Annotated in this window: 13 protein-coding genes; 5 read left to right on the top strand and 8 right to left on the bottom strand. The window is 71.3% G+C overall.

Features of this window, described 5'->3' with window-relative positions:
* Positions 1-9 precede the first annotated feature (9 nt).
* From FWJ67_RS05385 to rpsT, 3 genes are all read left to right on the top strand, one after another.
* Positions 10-1,608 (top strand): phosphoenolpyruvate carboxykinase, encoded by a 1,599-nt coding sequence (locus FWJ67_RS05385; RefSeq protein WP_304173425.1) that lies wholly within the window; start codon positions 10-12, stop codon positions 1,606-1,608.
* Positions 1,605-3,251, top strand: coding sequence for an aspartate:alanine exchanger family transporter (locus tag FWJ67_RS05390; protein ID WP_414481961.1), 1,647 nt, complete (start codon positions 1,605-1,607; stop codon positions 3,249-3,251). Before FWJ67_RS05385 ends, FWJ67_RS05390 begins: the two co-directional genes overlap by 4 nt.
* Before the next feature lie 83 nt (positions 3,252-3,334).
* Positions 3,335-3,622: a 30S ribosomal protein S20 gene (rpsT, locus tag FWJ67_RS05395; protein WP_304173429.1), complete on the top strand. Its 288-nt coding sequence runs from the start codon at positions 3,335-3,337 to the stop codon at positions 3,620-3,622.
* Positions 3,623-3,624: 2 nt separating this feature from the next.
* On the opposite strand, the gene holA is transcribed toward rpsT, so the two are convergent.
* The 4 genes from holA to leuS form a co-directional block, all read right to left on the bottom strand.
* Entirely contained in the window at positions 3,625-4,644 is a 1,020-nt protein-coding gene (gene holA, locus FWJ67_RS05400) for a DNA polymerase III subunit delta (protein ID WP_414481962.1), read from the bottom strand.
* A gap of 12 nt (positions 4,645-4,656) precedes the next feature.
* Positions 4,657-7,125, bottom strand: coding sequence for a DNA internalization-related competence protein ComEC/Rec2 (locus tag FWJ67_RS05405; RefSeq protein WP_414481963.1), 2,469 nt, complete (start codon positions 7,123-7,125; stop codon positions 4,657-4,659).
* A complete protein-coding gene (locus FWJ67_RS05410; RefSeq protein WP_304173477.1) occupies positions 7,107-7,712 on the bottom strand; it encodes a ComEA family DNA-binding protein in 606 nt (201 codons plus the stop codon). Before FWJ67_RS05410 ends, FWJ67_RS05405 begins: the two co-directional genes overlap by 19 nt.
* 164 nt (positions 7,713-7,876) lie before the next feature.
* Positions 7,877-10,348 (bottom strand): leucine--tRNA ligase, encoded by a 2,472-nt coding sequence (gene leuS, locus FWJ67_RS05415; protein ID WP_304173435.1) that lies wholly within the window; start codon positions 10,346-10,348, stop codon positions 7,877-7,879.
* A gap of 533 nt (positions 10,349-10,881) precedes the next feature.
* Here leuS and trkA point away from each other — a divergent pair.
* The gene (gene trkA, locus FWJ67_RS05420) at positions 10,882-12,240 is read left to right on the top strand and encodes a Trk system potassium transporter TrkA (RefSeq protein ID WP_304173437.1); all 1,359 of its coding nucleotides are present in this window, start codon (positions 10,882-10,884) and stop codon (positions 12,238-12,240) included.
* Positions 12,241-12,291: 51 nt separating this feature from the next.
* Positions 12,292-13,752, top strand: coding sequence for a TrkH family potassium uptake protein (locus tag FWJ67_RS05425; protein WP_304173439.1), 1,461 nt, complete (start codon positions 12,292-12,294; stop codon positions 13,750-13,752).
* Positions 13,753-13,792: 40 nt separating this feature from the next.
* Here FWJ67_RS05425 and FWJ67_RS05430 read toward each other — a convergent pair whose 3' ends face one another.
* Genes FWJ67_RS05430 through FWJ67_RS05445 form a run of 4 tightly spaced genes read right to left on the bottom strand, consistent with a single transcriptional unit; the run spans position 13,793 to position 16,987 of the window.
* Positions 13,793-14,587 carry an ABC transporter ATP-binding protein gene (locus tag FWJ67_RS05430; RefSeq protein WP_304173441.1) on the bottom strand — a complete coding sequence of 265 codons (795 nt, stop codon included), beginning with the start codon at positions 14,585-14,587 and terminating at the stop codon, positions 13,793-13,795.
* A complete protein-coding gene (locus FWJ67_RS05435) occupies positions 14,580-15,494 on the bottom strand; it encodes an ABC transporter permease (RefSeq protein WP_304173444.1) in 915 nt (304 codons plus the stop codon). The genes FWJ67_RS05430 and FWJ67_RS05435 overlap by 8 nt, the downstream gene beginning before the upstream one ends.
* Positions 15,491-16,459 (bottom strand): ABC transporter substrate-binding protein, encoded by a 969-nt coding sequence (locus FWJ67_RS05440; RefSeq protein ID WP_304173446.1) that lies wholly within the window; start codon positions 16,457-16,459, stop codon positions 15,491-15,493. Before FWJ67_RS05440 ends, FWJ67_RS05435 begins: the two co-directional genes overlap by 4 nt.
* 33 nt (positions 16,460-16,492) lie before the next feature.
* Entirely contained in the window at positions 16,493-16,987 is a 495-nt protein-coding gene (locus FWJ67_RS05445) for an Lrp/AsnC family transcriptional regulator (protein WP_304173448.1), read from the bottom strand.
* Positions 16,988-17,112 lie beyond the last annotated feature (125 nt).

Consider the following 17,112-nt stretch of genomic DNA (forward strand, 5'->3'; position numbering starts at 1 on the left):
GGCGACAGAATGGCCGAGGCTTTGCTGGAAATGCATCGGAGTCTGGAAAAGCATGGGATTGTCAACCCGGGCAACGTCTACTGGAACCTGACCACCGCGGCCCTGTACGAGGAGGCGATTCGCCGCCGGGAAGGGTTCCTGTCCCACCTGGGCCCCCTGGTGGTGCGGACGGGGCAGCACACGGGCCGCAGCCCTCGCGACAAGTACGTGGTGGATGACGAGACCACCCACGACCGGGTCTGGTGGGGTGAATCCAACCAGCCCATGCCCCCCGAGCGTTTCGAAGCTTTGTACCACCGTCTCCTGGCCTACCTCCAGGGGAAGGACATCTTCGTGCAAGACCTCTTCGCCGGCGCGGACCCCAAGTACCGCATGCCCATCCGGGTCATCACCGAGCGGGCGTGGCACAACCTCTTCGCCCGGAACCTCTTCATCCAGCCGACCCCTGAGGAGCTTCAGGGTTTCGAGCCCCGCTTCACCGTAATCCAGGTTCCCGGCTTCACCGCCGTGCCCGAGGTGGACGGGACCCGCAGCGGCGTCTTCGTGGTCCTCAACTTCACCCGCCGGCTGGTCCTCATCGGCGGCACCAGCTATGCGGGGGAGATCAAGAAGTCCATCTTCACCGTCCTCAACTTCCTCCTGCCCCAGGAGCAGGTGCTCTCCATGCACTGTTCGGCCAACCAGGGGAAGGATGGCGAGGTGGCCCTCTTCTTCGGCCTGTCGGGCACGGGGAAGACGACCCTCTCGGCCGACCCGGACCGCCAGCTGATCGGCGATGACGAGCACGGCTGGAGCGACGATGGGATCTTTAACTTTGAAGGCGGCTGCTACGCCAAAGTGATCCGCCTCAGCCCCGAGGCTGAGCCCCAGATCTACCAGACCACCCGGATGTTCGGGACCATCTTGGAGAACGTGGCCATCGACCCCGCCACCCGGCGGATCGACCTGGACGACGACTCCCTGACGGAGAACACCCGGGCCGCGTACCCCATCAGCCACATTCCCAACGCCATCCGGTCCGGGCGGGGCGGCCACCCCAAGACGATCATCTTCCTCTCGGCCGACGCCTTCGGTGTCTTGCCGCCCATCGCCCACCTGACGCCTGAGCAGGCCATGTACTACTTCCTCTCCGGGTACACGGCCAAGGTGGCGGGGACGGAGAAGGGCGTGACGGAGCCCCAGGCCACCTTCTCCTCCTGCTTTGGCGCCCCGTTCATGGCCCTCCACCCGGAAGTCTACGCGCAGCTTCTGGGTGAGAAGATCGCGAAGCACCAGGTGAAGGTCTGGCTGGTCAACACCGGATGGACCGGCGGGCCCTACGGGGTGGGGCACCGGATGCCCATCGCCTACACCCGGGCCATGGTGAAGGCCGCCCTGGAGGGGCAGCTGGACGACGTGCCCCTCAAGACCGATCCCATCTTCGGGCTGCGCGTGCCCGAGCGGGTGCCCGGTGTGCCGCAGGAAGTCATGGACGTGCGGAGCAGCTGGAGCGACCCGGCCGCCTACGACGAGCAGGCCCGGAAGCTGGCCCAGATGTTCAAGGCCAACTTCGAAACCTATGCCGCCTCGGTGCCTGAGGCTGTGCGACGGGCGGGACCGCAGGTATGAGCTCCTCCTCCCTGTGGCAGTCGGTCGTCGATCTCCTGGCCTCCCATCCCCTGCTGCTCCTCTTCATCGTGGCGGGATTGGGGTACCTCCTGGGCCGAATCCGGATCCACGGATTCGGCCTGGGAGTGGCCGCCGTCCTCTTCGCCGGTCTGGCCGTCGGAGCTCTCGACCCCAGGCTGGCCCTGCCTGAGATCGTCTACGAGTTCGGCCTTGTTCTCTTCGTTTATACGGTAGGGCTGGCCTCGGGTCCGGGCTTCTTTGCCGGCCTGCGGCGCCGGGGGTTGCGGGATACGAGCTTCGCCCTCTTGGTCCTCCTGCTGACCACCGGGGCCTCCTGGCTCATCGGCCGCCTCTTGGGCCTGCCCGGGCCGCTCCTGGCTGGGCTGTTCGCCGGCAGCCTGACCAACACGCCCGCCCTCGCCGCGGTCTTGGAGCGGATCGGCGGGACCAATGAACCCCTGGCCCTGCCGGCCGTCGGCTACAGCCTGGCCTACCCCGTCGGGGTGCTGATCGTCATCGGCGCCTGCTACGTGGCCACCCGGCGCTGGGGGACGAGCCCCGGGGCCGAAGGGGGAGCCGCCGGGGAAGAGGGAGATGTGGAGCCCCCCCACAGCCGGGCGGTGGAGATCACCCGGGCTGAGGTGACCAACATCCCCGTCCGGGAGCTCTGGCCCACCCTGCCTGCGGCCGCCCGGAACGTGGTGGCGGCCCGGCTCGTCCGGCAGGGGCAGCAGCAGATCGTCACGGGCGCCACCACCTTCGCCCTGGGCGACGTGGTGACCCTCGTCGGTTCCGCCGACTCCCTGGATCAGGTGGTGCCCCACCTGGGCGTCCCCAGTAACGTCCGGCCTGAGTTGGACCGGTCCCAGCTCGACTTCCGACGGATCTTCGTCTCCAACCGGGAGGTGGCGGGCCGCCGCATCCGCGACCTGAACCTGAAAGAGCGGTGCGGGGCGACCATCACCCGGGTGAAGCGGGGCGACGTGGACCTGATCCCCACCGCCGACATGGTGCTGGAGCTCGGCGACCAGGTGCGGGTGGTGGCCCCCCGGGACCAGCTGCCGGCGGCGGCCAAGTTCCTGGGCGACTCCTACCGCCAGCTTTCGGAGGTGGACGTGCCCAGCCTCTCCTTGGGGATCGCCCTCGGCCTTCTCGTCGGGCTCATTCCCATCCCCCTGCCCGGTGGGACCGTCCTGCGCCTGGGCTTCGCCGGTGGACCCCTGGTGGTGGCGCTGATCCTGGGCCTGGTGGGGCGGACGGGCCCCATCGTCTGGATCCAGCCCCACAACGCCAACCTCACCCTGCGCCAGCTGGGGCTGGTCCTCTTCCTCGCCGGGGTGAGCACCCGGTCGGGCTACGCCCTCGCCGAAACCCTGCGCGCCTCGGGCTGGGCCATCCTCGTGGGCGCCACCTTGGTCGCCCTGAGCTTCAGCCTGATCGCCTTCGTCTTGGGGCTCCGGTTCTTTAAGGTCCCCTTGCACGTCCTGACGGGGATGGTGGCAGGGCTTCAGACCCAGCCGGCCACCTTGGCCTTCGCCACCGAGCAGGCCCGGTCGGAGCAGCCCAACATGGGCTACGCGGCCGTCTACCCCATCGCCATGATCGGCAAGATCCTGCTGGCGCAGGTGCTCCTGGCTGGGTAAAGGCTGGGAACGGACGGTTGATCGTGCCCGTCCAACGTGGTAGAATGCATGCGGTTTTGATCCGCGTAGAGGGGGAAGGTTCGTTGCCGAACACGCGATCGGCCGCCAAGCGGGCCCGCCAGGCGGAGCGCCGGCGGCGGCGGAACCAGGCGATCAAGAGTGCCACCCGGACCGCCGTGCGGAAGGTTCGTCTGGCTCTGGAGCGCGGTGACATCGAGCTGGCCACCGCCCGCCTGCAGGAGGCCTTCACGGCCCTGGACCGCGCCGCCCGGAAGGGTGTCATCCACCCCAACCAGGCGGCCCGGCGGAAGTCGCGGCTCGCTCGCCGCTTGAACGCGCTCCAAGCCGCCGCGGCCACCGAAGGCCAGTGAGGCTAGCTTGGGCCCGGGCTCGTCCCGCGGCTCAAGCGGCAGAGCGCAAGGACCAGAAGTTCCATCGTTGTGGGCGCTGAGGCGCCCTTTTTCATTCCCTCATCGGCCTCCGCCGCCAGCTCCGCGGCCTGAGCCAGCCGGACCTCATCCCACTGGGTGGCCAGCTGCAGGATCTTCCTCGCCTCGAAGGGCGACTTGATGGCCGTCGCCTCCATGAGGGCCTCGGGCCGTCCTTCGCCCCGGGCCTGGAGCCCCCGGGCCACCCCCAAGAGGTGGAGCTGGCGGCCCAGCATGGCCAGAAGCCGCAGGGGCTCCTCGCCCCGGCGAAGGAGGGTTCGGAACCGGGTGAGGGCCATGGCCGCATCCCCCCGGCTCACCGCATCGACCAGGTCGAAGACCGCGTAACGGGGCAGGCCGGGCCAGGCGGTGGAGGCCAGGGCGTCCACCACCTCCGGGGTGACGGGGGCACCGTCGCTGGCGTAGGTGGCCAGCTTGGCCAGCTCGCCGGGGATGAGGGCCGCCTCACCCCCCACCACCTCCAGCAGCCGCTGGACCGCGGCCTTGGAAAGGGTGACCCCCTGGGCCCGGGCCTGCTCCTCCACCCAACGGGCCAGATCGGCCGCCCGGTCGGGCGGCGTCAGATCCCAGGTCTCCGCGGCCTTGAGGGCCTTGAAGAGGCCGGTCCGGCCGTCCCGGCGGCTGGCGGTGAGGACCAAGACCACCCCCGGCGGGAGCGGGTCCACCAGAGCCACCAGCACCTCCTGCGCCTCCGGCGGCACCTCCTCTACCCGCCGCAGGAGGACCAAGCGGTGGCTGGCAAAGAGGGAGCCGCCGGCCAGGGCACCGTGGATCCGCTCCGCGTCCTGCTCACTCCCGTCCAGCCGGAGCTCCTCCCACTGGGGGCTCCCCTCACCCACCCCATGGGCCTCGCGGATCTGCTCCAGAACAGTCTCCACACCCCCTGGCTCCGCCCCCACCACCAGGTGAAGCCGGGCCGACGGATCGGGAGCTCGACGGGCCACCCACACCCCTCCTCACGGCGAGCCGGACCGCCCCAAGGCCTGGACCCGGGCCCACCCCCGTCCCACCACCACCCGCAGGGCCCCGTCCCGGTCGGTCCGGTAGAGGGGCACCCCGAGCCGTTGGAGGGCCGCCAGGGTCTCGGCATGGGGATGGCCGTACCGGTTGGCCCGGCCCGCTGAGTTGAGCGCCACTTGGGGCGCCACCGCTTCCAAGAAGGGCAGCCACGTGCCTGAAGCCGCCCCGTGGTGAGCCAGCTTCACCACGTCGCTGGCCAAACCCTCTCGGCCCCAGCGGCGGAGCATGGCCTCCTGGGCCCGCCGCTCCGCATCCCCCAGGAGGAGAAACCGAACCCCCCGCCCTTCCAAGAGAAGGACCAGGGACCCGTCGTTCCCGTCCCGGGGGAAGCCTTCCCGGGGCGGGTGGAGGACGGTGAGGCTCACCCCCGGTTCCAGGAGGATCCGATCCCCCGCGTGGAGGGCCACGTGGGGCAGGGCCCGCGGCCGGCCAGGCCCCTGCCAGACCAGGCGGTCCGCCTCGGCCCGCCACGGTCCCAAGAGATCCACCGCCGTCCCAGGGCCGATCCACCCGTTGTGGACCAGGAGGCCCACGGGCATCCTCTCCAGGACCGCCCGCAAGCCCAGGGTATGGTCCCCATCAGGGTGGGTGCTCACCACCAGGTCCAACCGGCCGATCCGCTCCGCCCGGAGGAAGGGGAGGATCACCCGCTCCCCCACGTCGGGGGCCGGCGCCGCCCCGAAAGCGGGCCAGCCGCCCCCGTCGATGAGCACCCGCCGCCCCCGGGGCGTCTCCACCAGCAGGGCGTCCCCTTGCCCCACATCGATGACGGTCAAGGTGAGCAGGCCCGGGGGGCGCCCCCAACTCCACCCCCACAGGAGCGCCACCCCGGCCGCGGCCAGGACCACTCGCCGCCTCGCCAGGCCCTGCGGGAGGAGGCGCGGTCCCTGCCGGGCGCCCCAGAGGAAGGCTCCCCCGGCCAGGAGGAAAAGCCACCCGGGCGGCCGAGGGATGGACCAGCGGGCCCCGGGCAGCCCCCCGCTCACCCGGGCGACGGCGAGGAGCGCCTCCAACGCGCCTTCGGTCCCGTCCACCAGCCAGGAAGGCGCCCCGCTCCCGAAGACGGCCACTGCTAGGAGCCCCACCAGGCCGGCGGTGAGCACCGGGGTGGCCGCCAGGGTGGCGGGGACCCCCCAGAGGGCCACCTCCCCCAGGTGCCAAGCGGTCAAAGGGGCCACGGCCAGCCCGGCACCCAGGCCATACCCCAAGGCCAGGCCCAGACGGCCCACCGCCCGCCGGCCCGCCTCGCCCAGCCGGGGCCCCAGGAGCAGCACCCCGGCGGTGGCGGCAAAGGAGAGCTGGAAGCCCAGGTCCTGCCCGGCTAAGGGATGGCGGAGGAGCAGGAGCAAGCCCGCGGCGGCCAGGGCCTGGGCCGGATCCCGGCGGCCTGCTGGGGCCCACAGCCCCACCAGGGCCATGATCACCGCCCGCTGGGCCGAGGGAGCCCCTCCCGTCAGCAGGCCCACCAGCCCCAGCCAGAGGCTGATCACCCCCCGGACCAGCCACCCCGGCTCCTGCCGCCGCCCCCCCACCAGCCACCAGGCCAGGCCGCCCAGGATCCCGACATGGAGCCCCGAGACCGCCAGAAGGTGGCCCAGCCCTGCCGCCCGCACCTGATCCGCGGTGGCCGGGGGCAGCCAGCGGCGGTCGCCCAGGAGGAGTGCCGCCCCGAGACCAGCCAGCTCCGGCTCCAGCCCCTCGAAGAGCCGGACCGCCAAGCGGAGGCGCAGCCCCTCCGCCCAGGCCCGAAGCCCCGTGCCTGTCTCGAGCCGTTGGAGAAAGCGGGGGGAGGGCAGCCAGCCCTCCGCCGCCACCCCTTGCCGGCGCCGCCAGGCTCCCGGGGAGAAGAGGCCTGGATTGCCGTCGGAGGGGAGGGGGCGAAGCTCCGCCCGGACGGCCACCCGGTCCCCCAGGCCCAGGCCCAGCTCCTCCAGGACCCCTGGCTCGCCCGGGCGGCCCTCCAGCTCCGGAACCCGAACGAGCAGGCTCACCCGCCCCCGGGCGGGCCACCAGGTCCCCGCCCCGTCGCCGGCCGCGATGAGGCGCAGCGGGAAGCGCCAGCCTCCCACGACGGGCTCCGGCGGCCCAGCCACCACCCCCTGGAGATCCAGAGGTTGGGGCCGGGCCAAGAGCTCGGGCAGATCCCCCGGGAGCCGGGCCAGGGAGCCGGCGGCCAGGAGGCTGACCAGGAACCCTCCCGCGGCGAAGAGGGCGGCCAGGCGGGACCGGCCGCCCGCGAGGAGCCAGCCGGGGCCCCATGCGGCCCTTCCCGAGCCGGCCAGGAGCACCGCCAGGAGCCCGCCGGCCGCCCAGAGGGCGGGGGGCCACCGGCCGGCCGCCAGGCTGGCCGCCACGCCACCGAGGAAGAGGGGGACCAGGGGCCGGGCTACTCCACCGTCACCCATGGCAGGAGCTGCTCCAGCCGCTTCTCGCCGATGCCGGAGACCTCCAAGAGCTGGCGGGGATGGGTGAAGGGCCCCCAGCGCTCCCGATACTCGAGGATCCGCTGGGCCAGGGCGGGGCCAATGCCGGGCAGGGTCTGGAGCAAGGCGGCATCGGCGGTGTTCAGGTTGATCCGTCCCCGGGCGGGTTGGTCAGACCTGTGCTGGGGGTCGGGCGCGTCGTTCGGACACGGGCGGGTGGGTGCCTCATCCTCGCCGAGCCGGCCTGCCGGCGGGCGCTCCTCCGGCAGGGGCCCAGCCGGCAAGGGCGCCTCGGGGAGAGGCTCTTCGACCGCGGACCCTTCGGCCGCGGCATCGGCCGCCTGGGCGGCCCCCGCCACCAACAGCCCCCTCGCGCTGCGGAGCGTCCCGGGCGGCCCTGGATCGGCGACGGAGAGCATCGCCACCGGGGGCGGGACGTGCGTGGGATCGCTGGAGACGTGCTGGATCAGGATGGGTGTCTCCCGGCCCGTTCCCCGCCAAGCCAGGGGGAGGAGGGCCAGGAGGACCAGGAGGGTGAGGGTGCGCCACCAGGGGCGAAAAGCAAGCATCACCGGACAACCCCCTTCCCCCCTGCGGGTCGGGCGACCGGTGACGCTGCTTCTTTCGCCTGGGGGGCGCCCCTCTCCTGCCGGCCCTTCCCTGGGTGGCGGTCCTCCCCGGGGCTTTCGCCCCGGGGAAGGGAGCCGCCTCCGCCGAGCGCGGCTTCTTGCCGCTACTTGACCACCACGTTGACCAGGCGCCCGGGCACGACGACCACCCGGACCACCTCCTTGCCTTCCAAGAAGGGCTGGATCTTGGGGAGGGCGAGGGCCTGCTCCCGCAAGGCGGCCTCATCGGCCGCGGCGGGCACCAGCATGCGGTCGCGCAGCTTCCCGTTCACCTGCACGACCACCTCCACTTCCTCCCGCTGGAGGGCGTCGGGATCCACCTCGGGCCAGGCCGCTAGGTGGACGCTCTCCTGGTGGCCCAGGGCCTCATGCCAGAGCTCCTCCGCCAGGTGGGGCGCGAAGGGGGCCAGCATGAGGACCAGCTTCTCCAGCCCTTCCCGGGCCAGCTCGGGCCGGACGGCCTCCGCCTCCTCCTTGTACTGGTAGAGGCGGTTGACCAGGGTCATCATGGCGCTGATGGAGGTGTTGAGGCTGAACCGATCCTCGATGTCCCCCGTCACCTTCTGGAGGGTCTCGTGGATGGTCCGGTAGACATCCCGCTCCTCCTTACCGAACTCCGTCGGGTTGACGGGTCCGGCGCCCTTCACCAGTGGCGCCCACTCCGCGGCCAGCCGCCACACCCGCTGGAGGAACCGGTGGGCCCCCTCCACGCCCGCCTCGCTCCACTCCAGGTCGTTCTCCGGCGGCGCCGCGAAGAGGATGAAGAGCCGGGCGGTGTCGGCCCCGTAGGTGTTGACGATTTCGTCGGGGTCCACGATGTTCCCCCGGGACTTGGACATGGCCGCCCCGCCCAGGGTCACCATCCCCTGGGTGAAGAGACGGGTGAAGGGCTCCTGGAAGGAGACCAGCCCCGCATCGTAGAGCACCTTGGTGAAGAAGCGGGAGTAGAGCAGGTGCATCACCGCGTGCTCAATCCCGCCCGTGTACCGGTCCACGGGGAGCCAGTAGTCCACCGCCTCCCGGTTGAAGGGGGCGCTCTCCTCGTGGGGCGAGGCGAAGCGGAGGAAGTACCAGGAGGAGCACATGAAGGTGTCCATGGTGTCCGTCTCCCGCCGGGCCGGGCCGCCGCACTGGGGACAGGTGGTGGCGACAAAGTCGGGCGCGTCGGCCAGGGAGGTGCCGCCCGTCTTGTCCGTCAGGCTGGCCGGCAAGAGGACGGGCAGATCCTCTTCGGGGACGGGGACCATGCCGCACCGGTCACAGTAGATGATGGGGATGGGCGCGCCCCAATAGCGCTGGCGGGAGATGAGCCAGTCCCGCAGCCGGTAGTTGACCGCCTTCCGCCCCAACGCCCGCTCCTCCAGGTAGGCGATCACCCGCTGGATCCCCTCCTGGCTGGGCGTGCCGTCGAAGGGACCCGAGTGGACCATGATCCCCGGATCGACGTAGGCCTCGGTCATGGTGGCCTCGTCCAGGGAGCCGCCAGGCGGCTGGATCACCACCTTGACGGGGAGGCCGTACTTGCGGGCGAACTCCAGGTCCCGCTGGTCGTGGGCGGGCACCGCCATCACCGCGCCGGTGCCGTACTCGCTCAGCACGTAGTTCCCCACCCAGATGGGAACCCGCTCGCCGTTGACAGGGTTGATGCAGAAGGCGCCGGTGGGCACGCCCTCCTTCTCCATCTGCTCCCGCTCCCGGGCGGGGGTGGCCTTCACCTTCTGGACAAAGGCCCGGACGGTCTCGGCCTCCGGCCGGCCCTCGATCAGCCGCTCCACCAGCCGGTGCTCCGGCGCCAGGACCATGTAGGTGACGCCCCAGAGGGTGTCCGGCCGGGTGGTGAAGACGGTGATGGTCTCGTCCAGCCCCTCCACCCGGAAGTCCACCTCGGCCCCCTCGGAACGGCCGATCCAGTTGGCCTGCATCGCCTTCACCCGCTCGGGCCAGCCGTCCAAGAGCTTGAGGTCCTCCAGGAGGCGGTCCGCATAGGCGGTGATCCGGAAGAACCACTGCTCCCGCTCCTGCTTCTCCACCTCCGAGTGGCACCGCCAGCACTGGCCGCCCTCCACCTGCTCGTTGGCCAGGACCGTCTGGCAGCCCGGGCACCAGTTGACCAGGGCCTTCCCCCGGTAGGCCAGCCCCCGCTTGTACAGGAGGAGGAAGAGCCACTGGGTCCACTTGTAGTAGTCCGGCGCGCAGGTGGCCACTTCCCGGTCCCAGTCGTAGCTGAAGCCCAGGCGCTGGAGCTGGCCCCGCATCCGCTCAATGTTGGACCAGGTCCACTGGGCCGCAGGGACCCCCCGCTGGATCGCCGCATTCTCCGCGGGCAGCCCGAAGGCGTCCCAACCCATGGGGTGGAGGACGTTGTAGCCCCGCATGCGGTAATAGCGGCTCATCACGTCGCCCAGGCTGTAGTTCCGCACGTGGCCCATGTGGAGATCCCCCGACGGGTAGGGGAACATCTCCAGGTTGTAGTACTTGGGCCGGGCGGGATCCTCCACCACCCGGTACAGGTGGGTCGTCCGCCACACTTCCTGCCACTTGGGTTCGATCACATGGGGACGGTATTCGGTCTCCACGGCCCTCACCTCACCCTGCCACAGGGGCGCCCCGCCGCGCCCCGGTCGTTCCACAAGCCTTGAAAGAAAAAAGCCCTCGTCATGCAGAGACGAAAGGCTTACCTTCCGCGGGACCACTCCGCTTGGCGGCCGGCCGCCGCCCACCTCGATCCCGCCCCCGTGGATCGCCGCGGATCCAGGAGGCGGGCTGGTGCGGTAACGGGCACCTCCGGAAGAGTCTACGCCGGCGCCGTCGGCGCCGTCTCGGTCTTCAGGCTCTGGGGCGAGTTCCCACCGGCCCCGGACCGCCTTCCCAGCCCCGGCGGCTCTCTGAACCGGGGAGAGGGTGGTACTGCTCCCCTTCATCGCCTCAACCTATGAAACCTCACAGATACCGGTATCGTACCACAGGGGCTGGTCCAGGTCAATGAAGGCCCTGGCGCTGGAACGCCCTTTCCTCCACCGTCTTCCAACGGTATACTAGTGGCCATTGGGGGAGGGGCTGGGCGCGGGCTCCACCCCGAGGCGAACGCTGCCAGGCGGGAGGGACCCTCGTGCAGGCGGTGGTGGTCGGCGCGGGCAAGCTCGGCTTTGAGGTGGCCCGGCGGCTGGCGGAGGCGGGCCACGAGGTGGTCCTGGTGGACCAGGAGGCCGGGGCCCTGGAGGAGGCGGCGGAGCACCTGGACGTCATGACCTTGGCCGGGCCCGGAACCTCGCCCTCCGTCCTCCGGAAGGCGGGCATCGAGCGGGCCCGGCTCCTGGTGGCCGCTACCGAGAGCGACGAGGTGAACATTGTCGCCTGCCTGGTGGCCAAGCGGTTGGGCCAGCCCCTCTGTGTGGCCCGGGTCCGGGATCCCGAGTACGCCACCCTGGACCCGTCCGGCAGCCCGGGCCTGGCCGGCTGGGGCATCGACCGGGTGGTCCGCCCGGAGGAGCTCGCGGCCCAGGAGATCATCCGCATGCTCCGGACCCCCGCCGCCTCGGAGGTGGAGTTCTTCGCCGGGGAGCGGGCGCTCATGGTGAGCTTTCTCATCGAGCCCCAGGCTCCCGCGGCGGGCCGGCGGATCGAGGAGCTGGGCCTGGAGCAGACGGTGGTCGCCGGCATCATCCGGCCCGACGGCGAGGTGGTCCTTCCCGACGGGGCCACCCTCATCCAGCCGGGCGACCGGGTCTACTTCATGGCCGCGGCGGGTCCCTTGGACGAGGTCCGGCGGCTGGTGGGCCGGGACGAGCATCCCCTCCGGGACGTGGTCATCTTCGGGGGCGGCCCCCTGGGCTTGGAGCTGGCCCGCCTCCTGACCACGGGCCGGAAGCCGGGGCTGGCCGTCCGGCTGGTGGAGCGGGACCGGCAGCGGTGCCGGGTCCTGGCCGAGCGGCTCCCCGACGCGGTCATGGTCCTCAACGCCAATCCGGCCGACCCCGATTTCCTGGAGGAGGAGGCCCTGGCCCGGGCCGACGCGTGCATCCTCGCCACCGGCGACGACCACCGGAACCTGCTGGTGGGCACCATGCTCCGGGAACGGGGCACCCCCACCTGCATCACCGAGCTGGCCCGGGAGGAGTACATTCCCCTGGCCCATCGGCTGGGGATCCAAGCCTGCGTGGTGCCCCGGGTGGTGACGGCCAGCTTCATCCTCCAGCTGGTGGAGCGGCGGAACGTGCGGAGCCTCACCCTCTTGGCCGAAGGCCAGGCCGAGATCCTGGAGCTGGTGGTGGAGGCGGGCGCTCGCGCCGCCGGGCGGCCTGTGGCCCGCCTGGGGCTGCCTCCCGGGGTGGTGATCGGCCTCATCATCCGGGAGGACCAGGTCCTCATCCCCCGGGGCGCCACCGTCATCCAGCCAGGGGACGAGGTCCTCCTCTTCCTCAAGCCGGAGGTCGAACCAAGGGTCCAGCCGCTCTTCCGAGGAAGTTGAGGGGACGGCCCGAAGAGCACAGCGGGGAGACCCAAGCGAGGCAGCAATCCCGTGAACATACGGCTCATCGTCCACATGCTGGGCACCCTGATCCTCTTCATGGGGGCGGCCATGCTCCTGCCCGCGGCCTGGGCCCTCGCGGCCGGCACGCCTGATTTTCCGGCCTTCCTGGGCGCGGGGTTGGGGGCGGGGCTCACCGGCTGGGGGCTCCGCCGGTGGGGCCGTTCCTCCCATTCCGGCGGGGCGGAGGCCCTCCACCCCCGAGAGGCCCTGGCCACCGTGGGGCTTGGTTGGGTGGTGGCCTCCCTGGTGGCCGCGGTGCCCCTGGCCTGGTCGGGGAGCTTCCCCTCCTTCACCGACGCCTTCTTCGAGGCCACCTCCGGCCTCACCACCACCGGGGCCACGGTCCTCACCGCGATCGAGGCGCACCCGCCGGGGGTCCTCTTCTGGCGGGGGTTGCTCCACTGGCTGGGCGGCATGGGGATCATCGTGCTGGCCATCGCCATCCTGCCCCGGCTGGAGGTGGGAGGCCTCCAGCTCCTCCGGGCGGAAGCCTCCGGCACGGCCAACGAGCGGCTCCGGCCCCGGCTGCGGGACGCGGCCCGCCTGGTCTGGTCCATCTACGTAGGGCTGACGGCCCTGGCGGCCCTCCTCCTCTGGGCCCGGGGCCTCTCCCTCTTCGACGCGCTGGTCCACGCCTTCGGCACCATCGCCACCGCCGGCTCTTCCAGCCACACGGCCAGCATCGCGGCCTTCCAGGATCCAGTGGTGGAGCTGATCATCCTGGTCTTCATGGTCCTGGCGGGCACCAACTTCGCCCTGCACGACCGGGCCCTCTTCCGGGGCCAAGGGCTGGCCGCCTACCGGGATCCCGAGTTCCGGGCCTACCTGGGGAGCATGGGCGTGCTGGCCCTGCTCCTCACCGCCACCCTGGCCCGCGGGGGGCTCCCCCTGGCCGAGGCCTCCCGCCAGGGGCTCTTCCAGGCTGTCAGCCTGATCACCACCACGGGCTACACCACCGCCGACACCACCCAGTGGCCTGAGGCGGCCCGGTTCCTCCTGCTCATGGCCATGTTCATCGGGGGGAGTGCCGGCTCCACCAGCTCCTCCATCAAGGTGATCCGGTGGGTGATCCTGGCCCGCGTCCTCCGCCGGGAGGTCATTCAACTCCTCCACCCCAAGGTGGTCCTCCCCATCCGGTTGGGGGAGCGGAGCTTAAGTGAAGAGGCCGTCCGGGGGGCGACGGCCTTCATCCTCCTCTACCTTCTGGTCTTCGCCGGAGCGGCCGCTGTCCTGGCCCTGGCCGGTCTTCACCCCCTGACCGCCCTGCACACCGCGGCGGCCACCCTGGGGAACATCGGCCTGGGGCTGGGACCCTTGGGGCCCAGCGGGTCCTACGGGGGGCTGGCGCCGGCCCTCAAGTGGTTTCTGAGCCTGCTCATGATCGCAGGCCGGCTGGAGCTCTACACCCTGTTCCTGCTCCTCACGCCCAGCTTCTGGCGCCGGGCCTGAGGCGAGGCGGGCCAACCCACGAGCCGCGCCCCAGGCGCGCCTAGCCCAAGAGGAGCCGGTCCTCCACCAGCCGCTCGCCCCGGAGCCGGGCGAAGGAGGCGACCAGCTCCTCCACCCCCATGCGGCGGCGGGCCTCGCCCTGGAGATCCAGGATAATCCGGCCCTCGTGCATCATCAGGGTCCGGTTGCCCACCTCCAGGGCCTGCTCCATGTTGTGGGTCACCATGAGGACCGTCAGGCGGTGCTCCGCCACCAGCCGGCAGGTGAGCTCCATCACCTGGCGGCTGGCCGTGGGGTCGAGGGCGGCCGTGTGCTCATCCAAGAGGAGGAGGCGGGGCCGGGTGGCGGCCGCCATCACCAGGGCCAGGGCCTGGCGCTGGCCCCCCGACAGGAGGCCGACGGGCTGCTTCAGCCGGTGCTCCAAGCCCAGGTTGAGCTGCTCCAGCCACTCCTGGAACCGGCGGCGTTCCCGGGCCCCCACCGCCCTGCGGAGGCCCCGCCGGCGGCCCCGGGCCCAGGCGAGGGCCAGGTTCTCCTCCACCGTCAGGTGGGCCGCCGTCCCCCGCAAGGGATCCTGGAAGACCCGGGCGATCCACCGGGCCCGCCGGTGCTCCGGCCAGTGGGAGAGCTCCCGGCCGTCCAGCCAGATCTGCCCCTCCTCAGGCCGGAGGGTGCCGGCCACCACGTTGAGCAGGGTGGACTTGCCAGCGCCGTTGGGGCCGATGACGGTGGCAAAGTCCCCCTCGGCCAGGAAGAGGTCCACCCCTTGGAGGGCCGGGCGCTCCCAGCCCCCGTCCAGCCGGAACCGCTTGGAGACGCCCCGCAGGCTAAGCATACTCCCCACCCCTCTCGGACCGGGGACGGGCCTGCCGCCGGAGCTGGCCGGCCCACTCCAGGGTCCGGGGCACCGCGAGGGCGGCCACCACCACCAGGGCGGTAATCAGCTTCAGATCCCCCGGGGCCAGGCCCATCCTCAGCGCAAGGCCCGCCGCGGCCCGGTAGAGGATGGAGCCTACCAGGGCAGCCAGGGTGCCGAAGAAGACGCCCCGGACCCGCACCAGGGCTTGGCCCAAGATGACGGAAGCGAGCCCCGCCACAATCATGCCAATACCCATCCCCACGTCGGCGAAGCCCTGGTACTGGGCGACCAGGGCGCCCGACAGGGCCACCAGCCCGTTGGAGAGGGCGAGGCCCACCAGGACCGCCTGGTCCGTGTCCACCCCCAGGCTGCGGATCATGGCCGGATTGTCGCCCGTCGCCTGGATGGCCAGGCCGTACTCCGTCTGGAGGAACCAGTCGAGCAAGAGCTTCACGGCCAGCCCGGCCACCAGAAGGAAGAGGAGGGTGGTCCAGGGCGAGGCCCAGAGGCTTTCCACCTGGGTGATGAGGGTCTCCCGCCGGAGCAGCGGAACGTTGGACCGCCCCATGACCCGCAGATTGACTGAGTAGAGCGCGGTCATGGTGAGGATGCCGGCCAGGAGGCCCGAGACCCGGAGCCGGGTGTGGAGGAGCCCCGTGGCCGCGCCGGCGGCCAGGCCGCCAAGCACGGCCACCAGGGTGGCCACCGCGGGACGGTGCCCCGCCACGATCATGGCGGCCGCGATGGCCCCTCCCAGGGTGAAGCTTCCGTCGACGGTCAGGTCGGGGAAGTTGAGCACCCGGAAGGTGAGGTAGACGCCCAGGGCCATGATGCCGTAGACCAGGCCCTGCTCCAGGATCCCCAGGACCAAGGTGCTGCTCACGACCCGACCTGCTCCGCCTCAACCAGGAGCTCTTCGGGCAGCTGGACCCCCATCCGCGCCGCGGCCTGCGGGTTGACCACCAGGCGCGGGTTGGTCTGGTACTCGATGGGCAGCTCGGCCGGGTTCGCTCCCTTCAGGACCCGGTCCGCGATGTCGGCCGTCTGCCGGCCCAGCTGGTAGTAGTCGATGCCGACGGTGATCAGACCGCCCCGGGCGACGCTGTCAGGCTCACCCACCACCAGGGGGAGCCGGGCCGCCTCGGCCACCTGCACCACCGCCTCCAGGGCGCTCACCACCGTGTTGTCTGTGGGGACGTAGAGGGCATCGACCCGGCCCACCAGGCTCTGAGCCGCTTGCAAGACCTCACTGGAGGTGGCCACCGTCGCCTCCACCAAGGTGAGGCCCAGCTCCGCCGCCACCCGGCGGGCCCACTCCACCTGGACCACCGAGTTGGCCTCCCCCGCGTTGTAGACGATGCCCACCCGCCGGGCGTCCGGCACCAGCTTGGGCACCAGCGCCAGCTGGAGGTCCACCGGGTTGAGATCCGAGGTCCCCGTCACGTTGGTGCCAGGGCGCTCGTTCCGCTCGACGAGGCCCGCCGCTTCCGGGTCGGTGACCGCGGTGATGAGGATGGGAATGGTGGAGGTCGCCTGGGCCATGGCCTGGGCCGTCGGGGTGGCGATGGCCAGGATCAGGTCCGGTCGGCTCTCGGCCAGGCTCCGGGCGATGATCTGGGCCGTGGCCATGTCGCCCTGGGCGTTCTGATAATCGGCCTGAACCGTGTAGCCCAGCTCTTCCAGCCGGTCGAGAAAGCCTTGCCGGGCCTGGTCCAGGGAGGGATGCTCAACGATCTGAATGATGCCCAGCCTGACCGCTTGGGCCTGGACCCCGGCCGAGCAGGCCGTCACCAGAGCCGCCAGCACCACCAGCAGGCCGGCGGTGCGGAACCAGCGCTGCAGCTTCAAGGCGCGCAGCCCCCTTCCAGAGGATCAGGACCATCACGTCCCCGCTTCCCCCGCGGCGGGCTGGTCATCCTCGTAGGGCCGCCACTCATACCGATCCTTGAAGACCTTGAGGATCAGGGAGGTGTCGCTGGCAGCCACACCCGGGACCTGCCGGAGCTGGTTGGTGAGGAACTGGTAGAGGTCTTCGTTGGAGGAGACCACCACTTCGATGATCAGATCGTAGGCGCCGGCAGTCACGCCCAGGTACCGGACCTGCGGGAGGGAGCGGAGATGCTCGACCACCTGTTCCACGTGGCCGTCACCGACACGGATTCCCACGATGGCCTGGATGGTCCGGCCCACCCGGGCCGGGTCGATGATGCCCACCAGCCGCAAGACGCCCCGCTCCACCAGGCGGTTGACCCGCTTGCGCACCGTGCCTTCCGCCACCTGCAGGCGGGCCGCGATGCTGGTGAAGGGCGCCCGCCCATCGCGCTGGAGCTCGAGCAGGATCGCCTTATCCAGGGCGTCGAAGTCGGCCTCGGTCATCGGAACCCCTCCACCCATCGGGAAATCCGCACGATTGCTCCCTCTATACGCCGATTGCCGCACCAAGTCCTGCTGGTGAGAGCGAACCTCGTCGCGATTCGGCCTCTGAGCAACGGTATCCTGCG

Source organism: Limnochorda sp. (genome assembly GCF_047459355.1).
Classification (GTDB): Bacteria; Bacillota; Limnochordia; order Limnochordales; family Limnochordaceae; genus Limnochorda.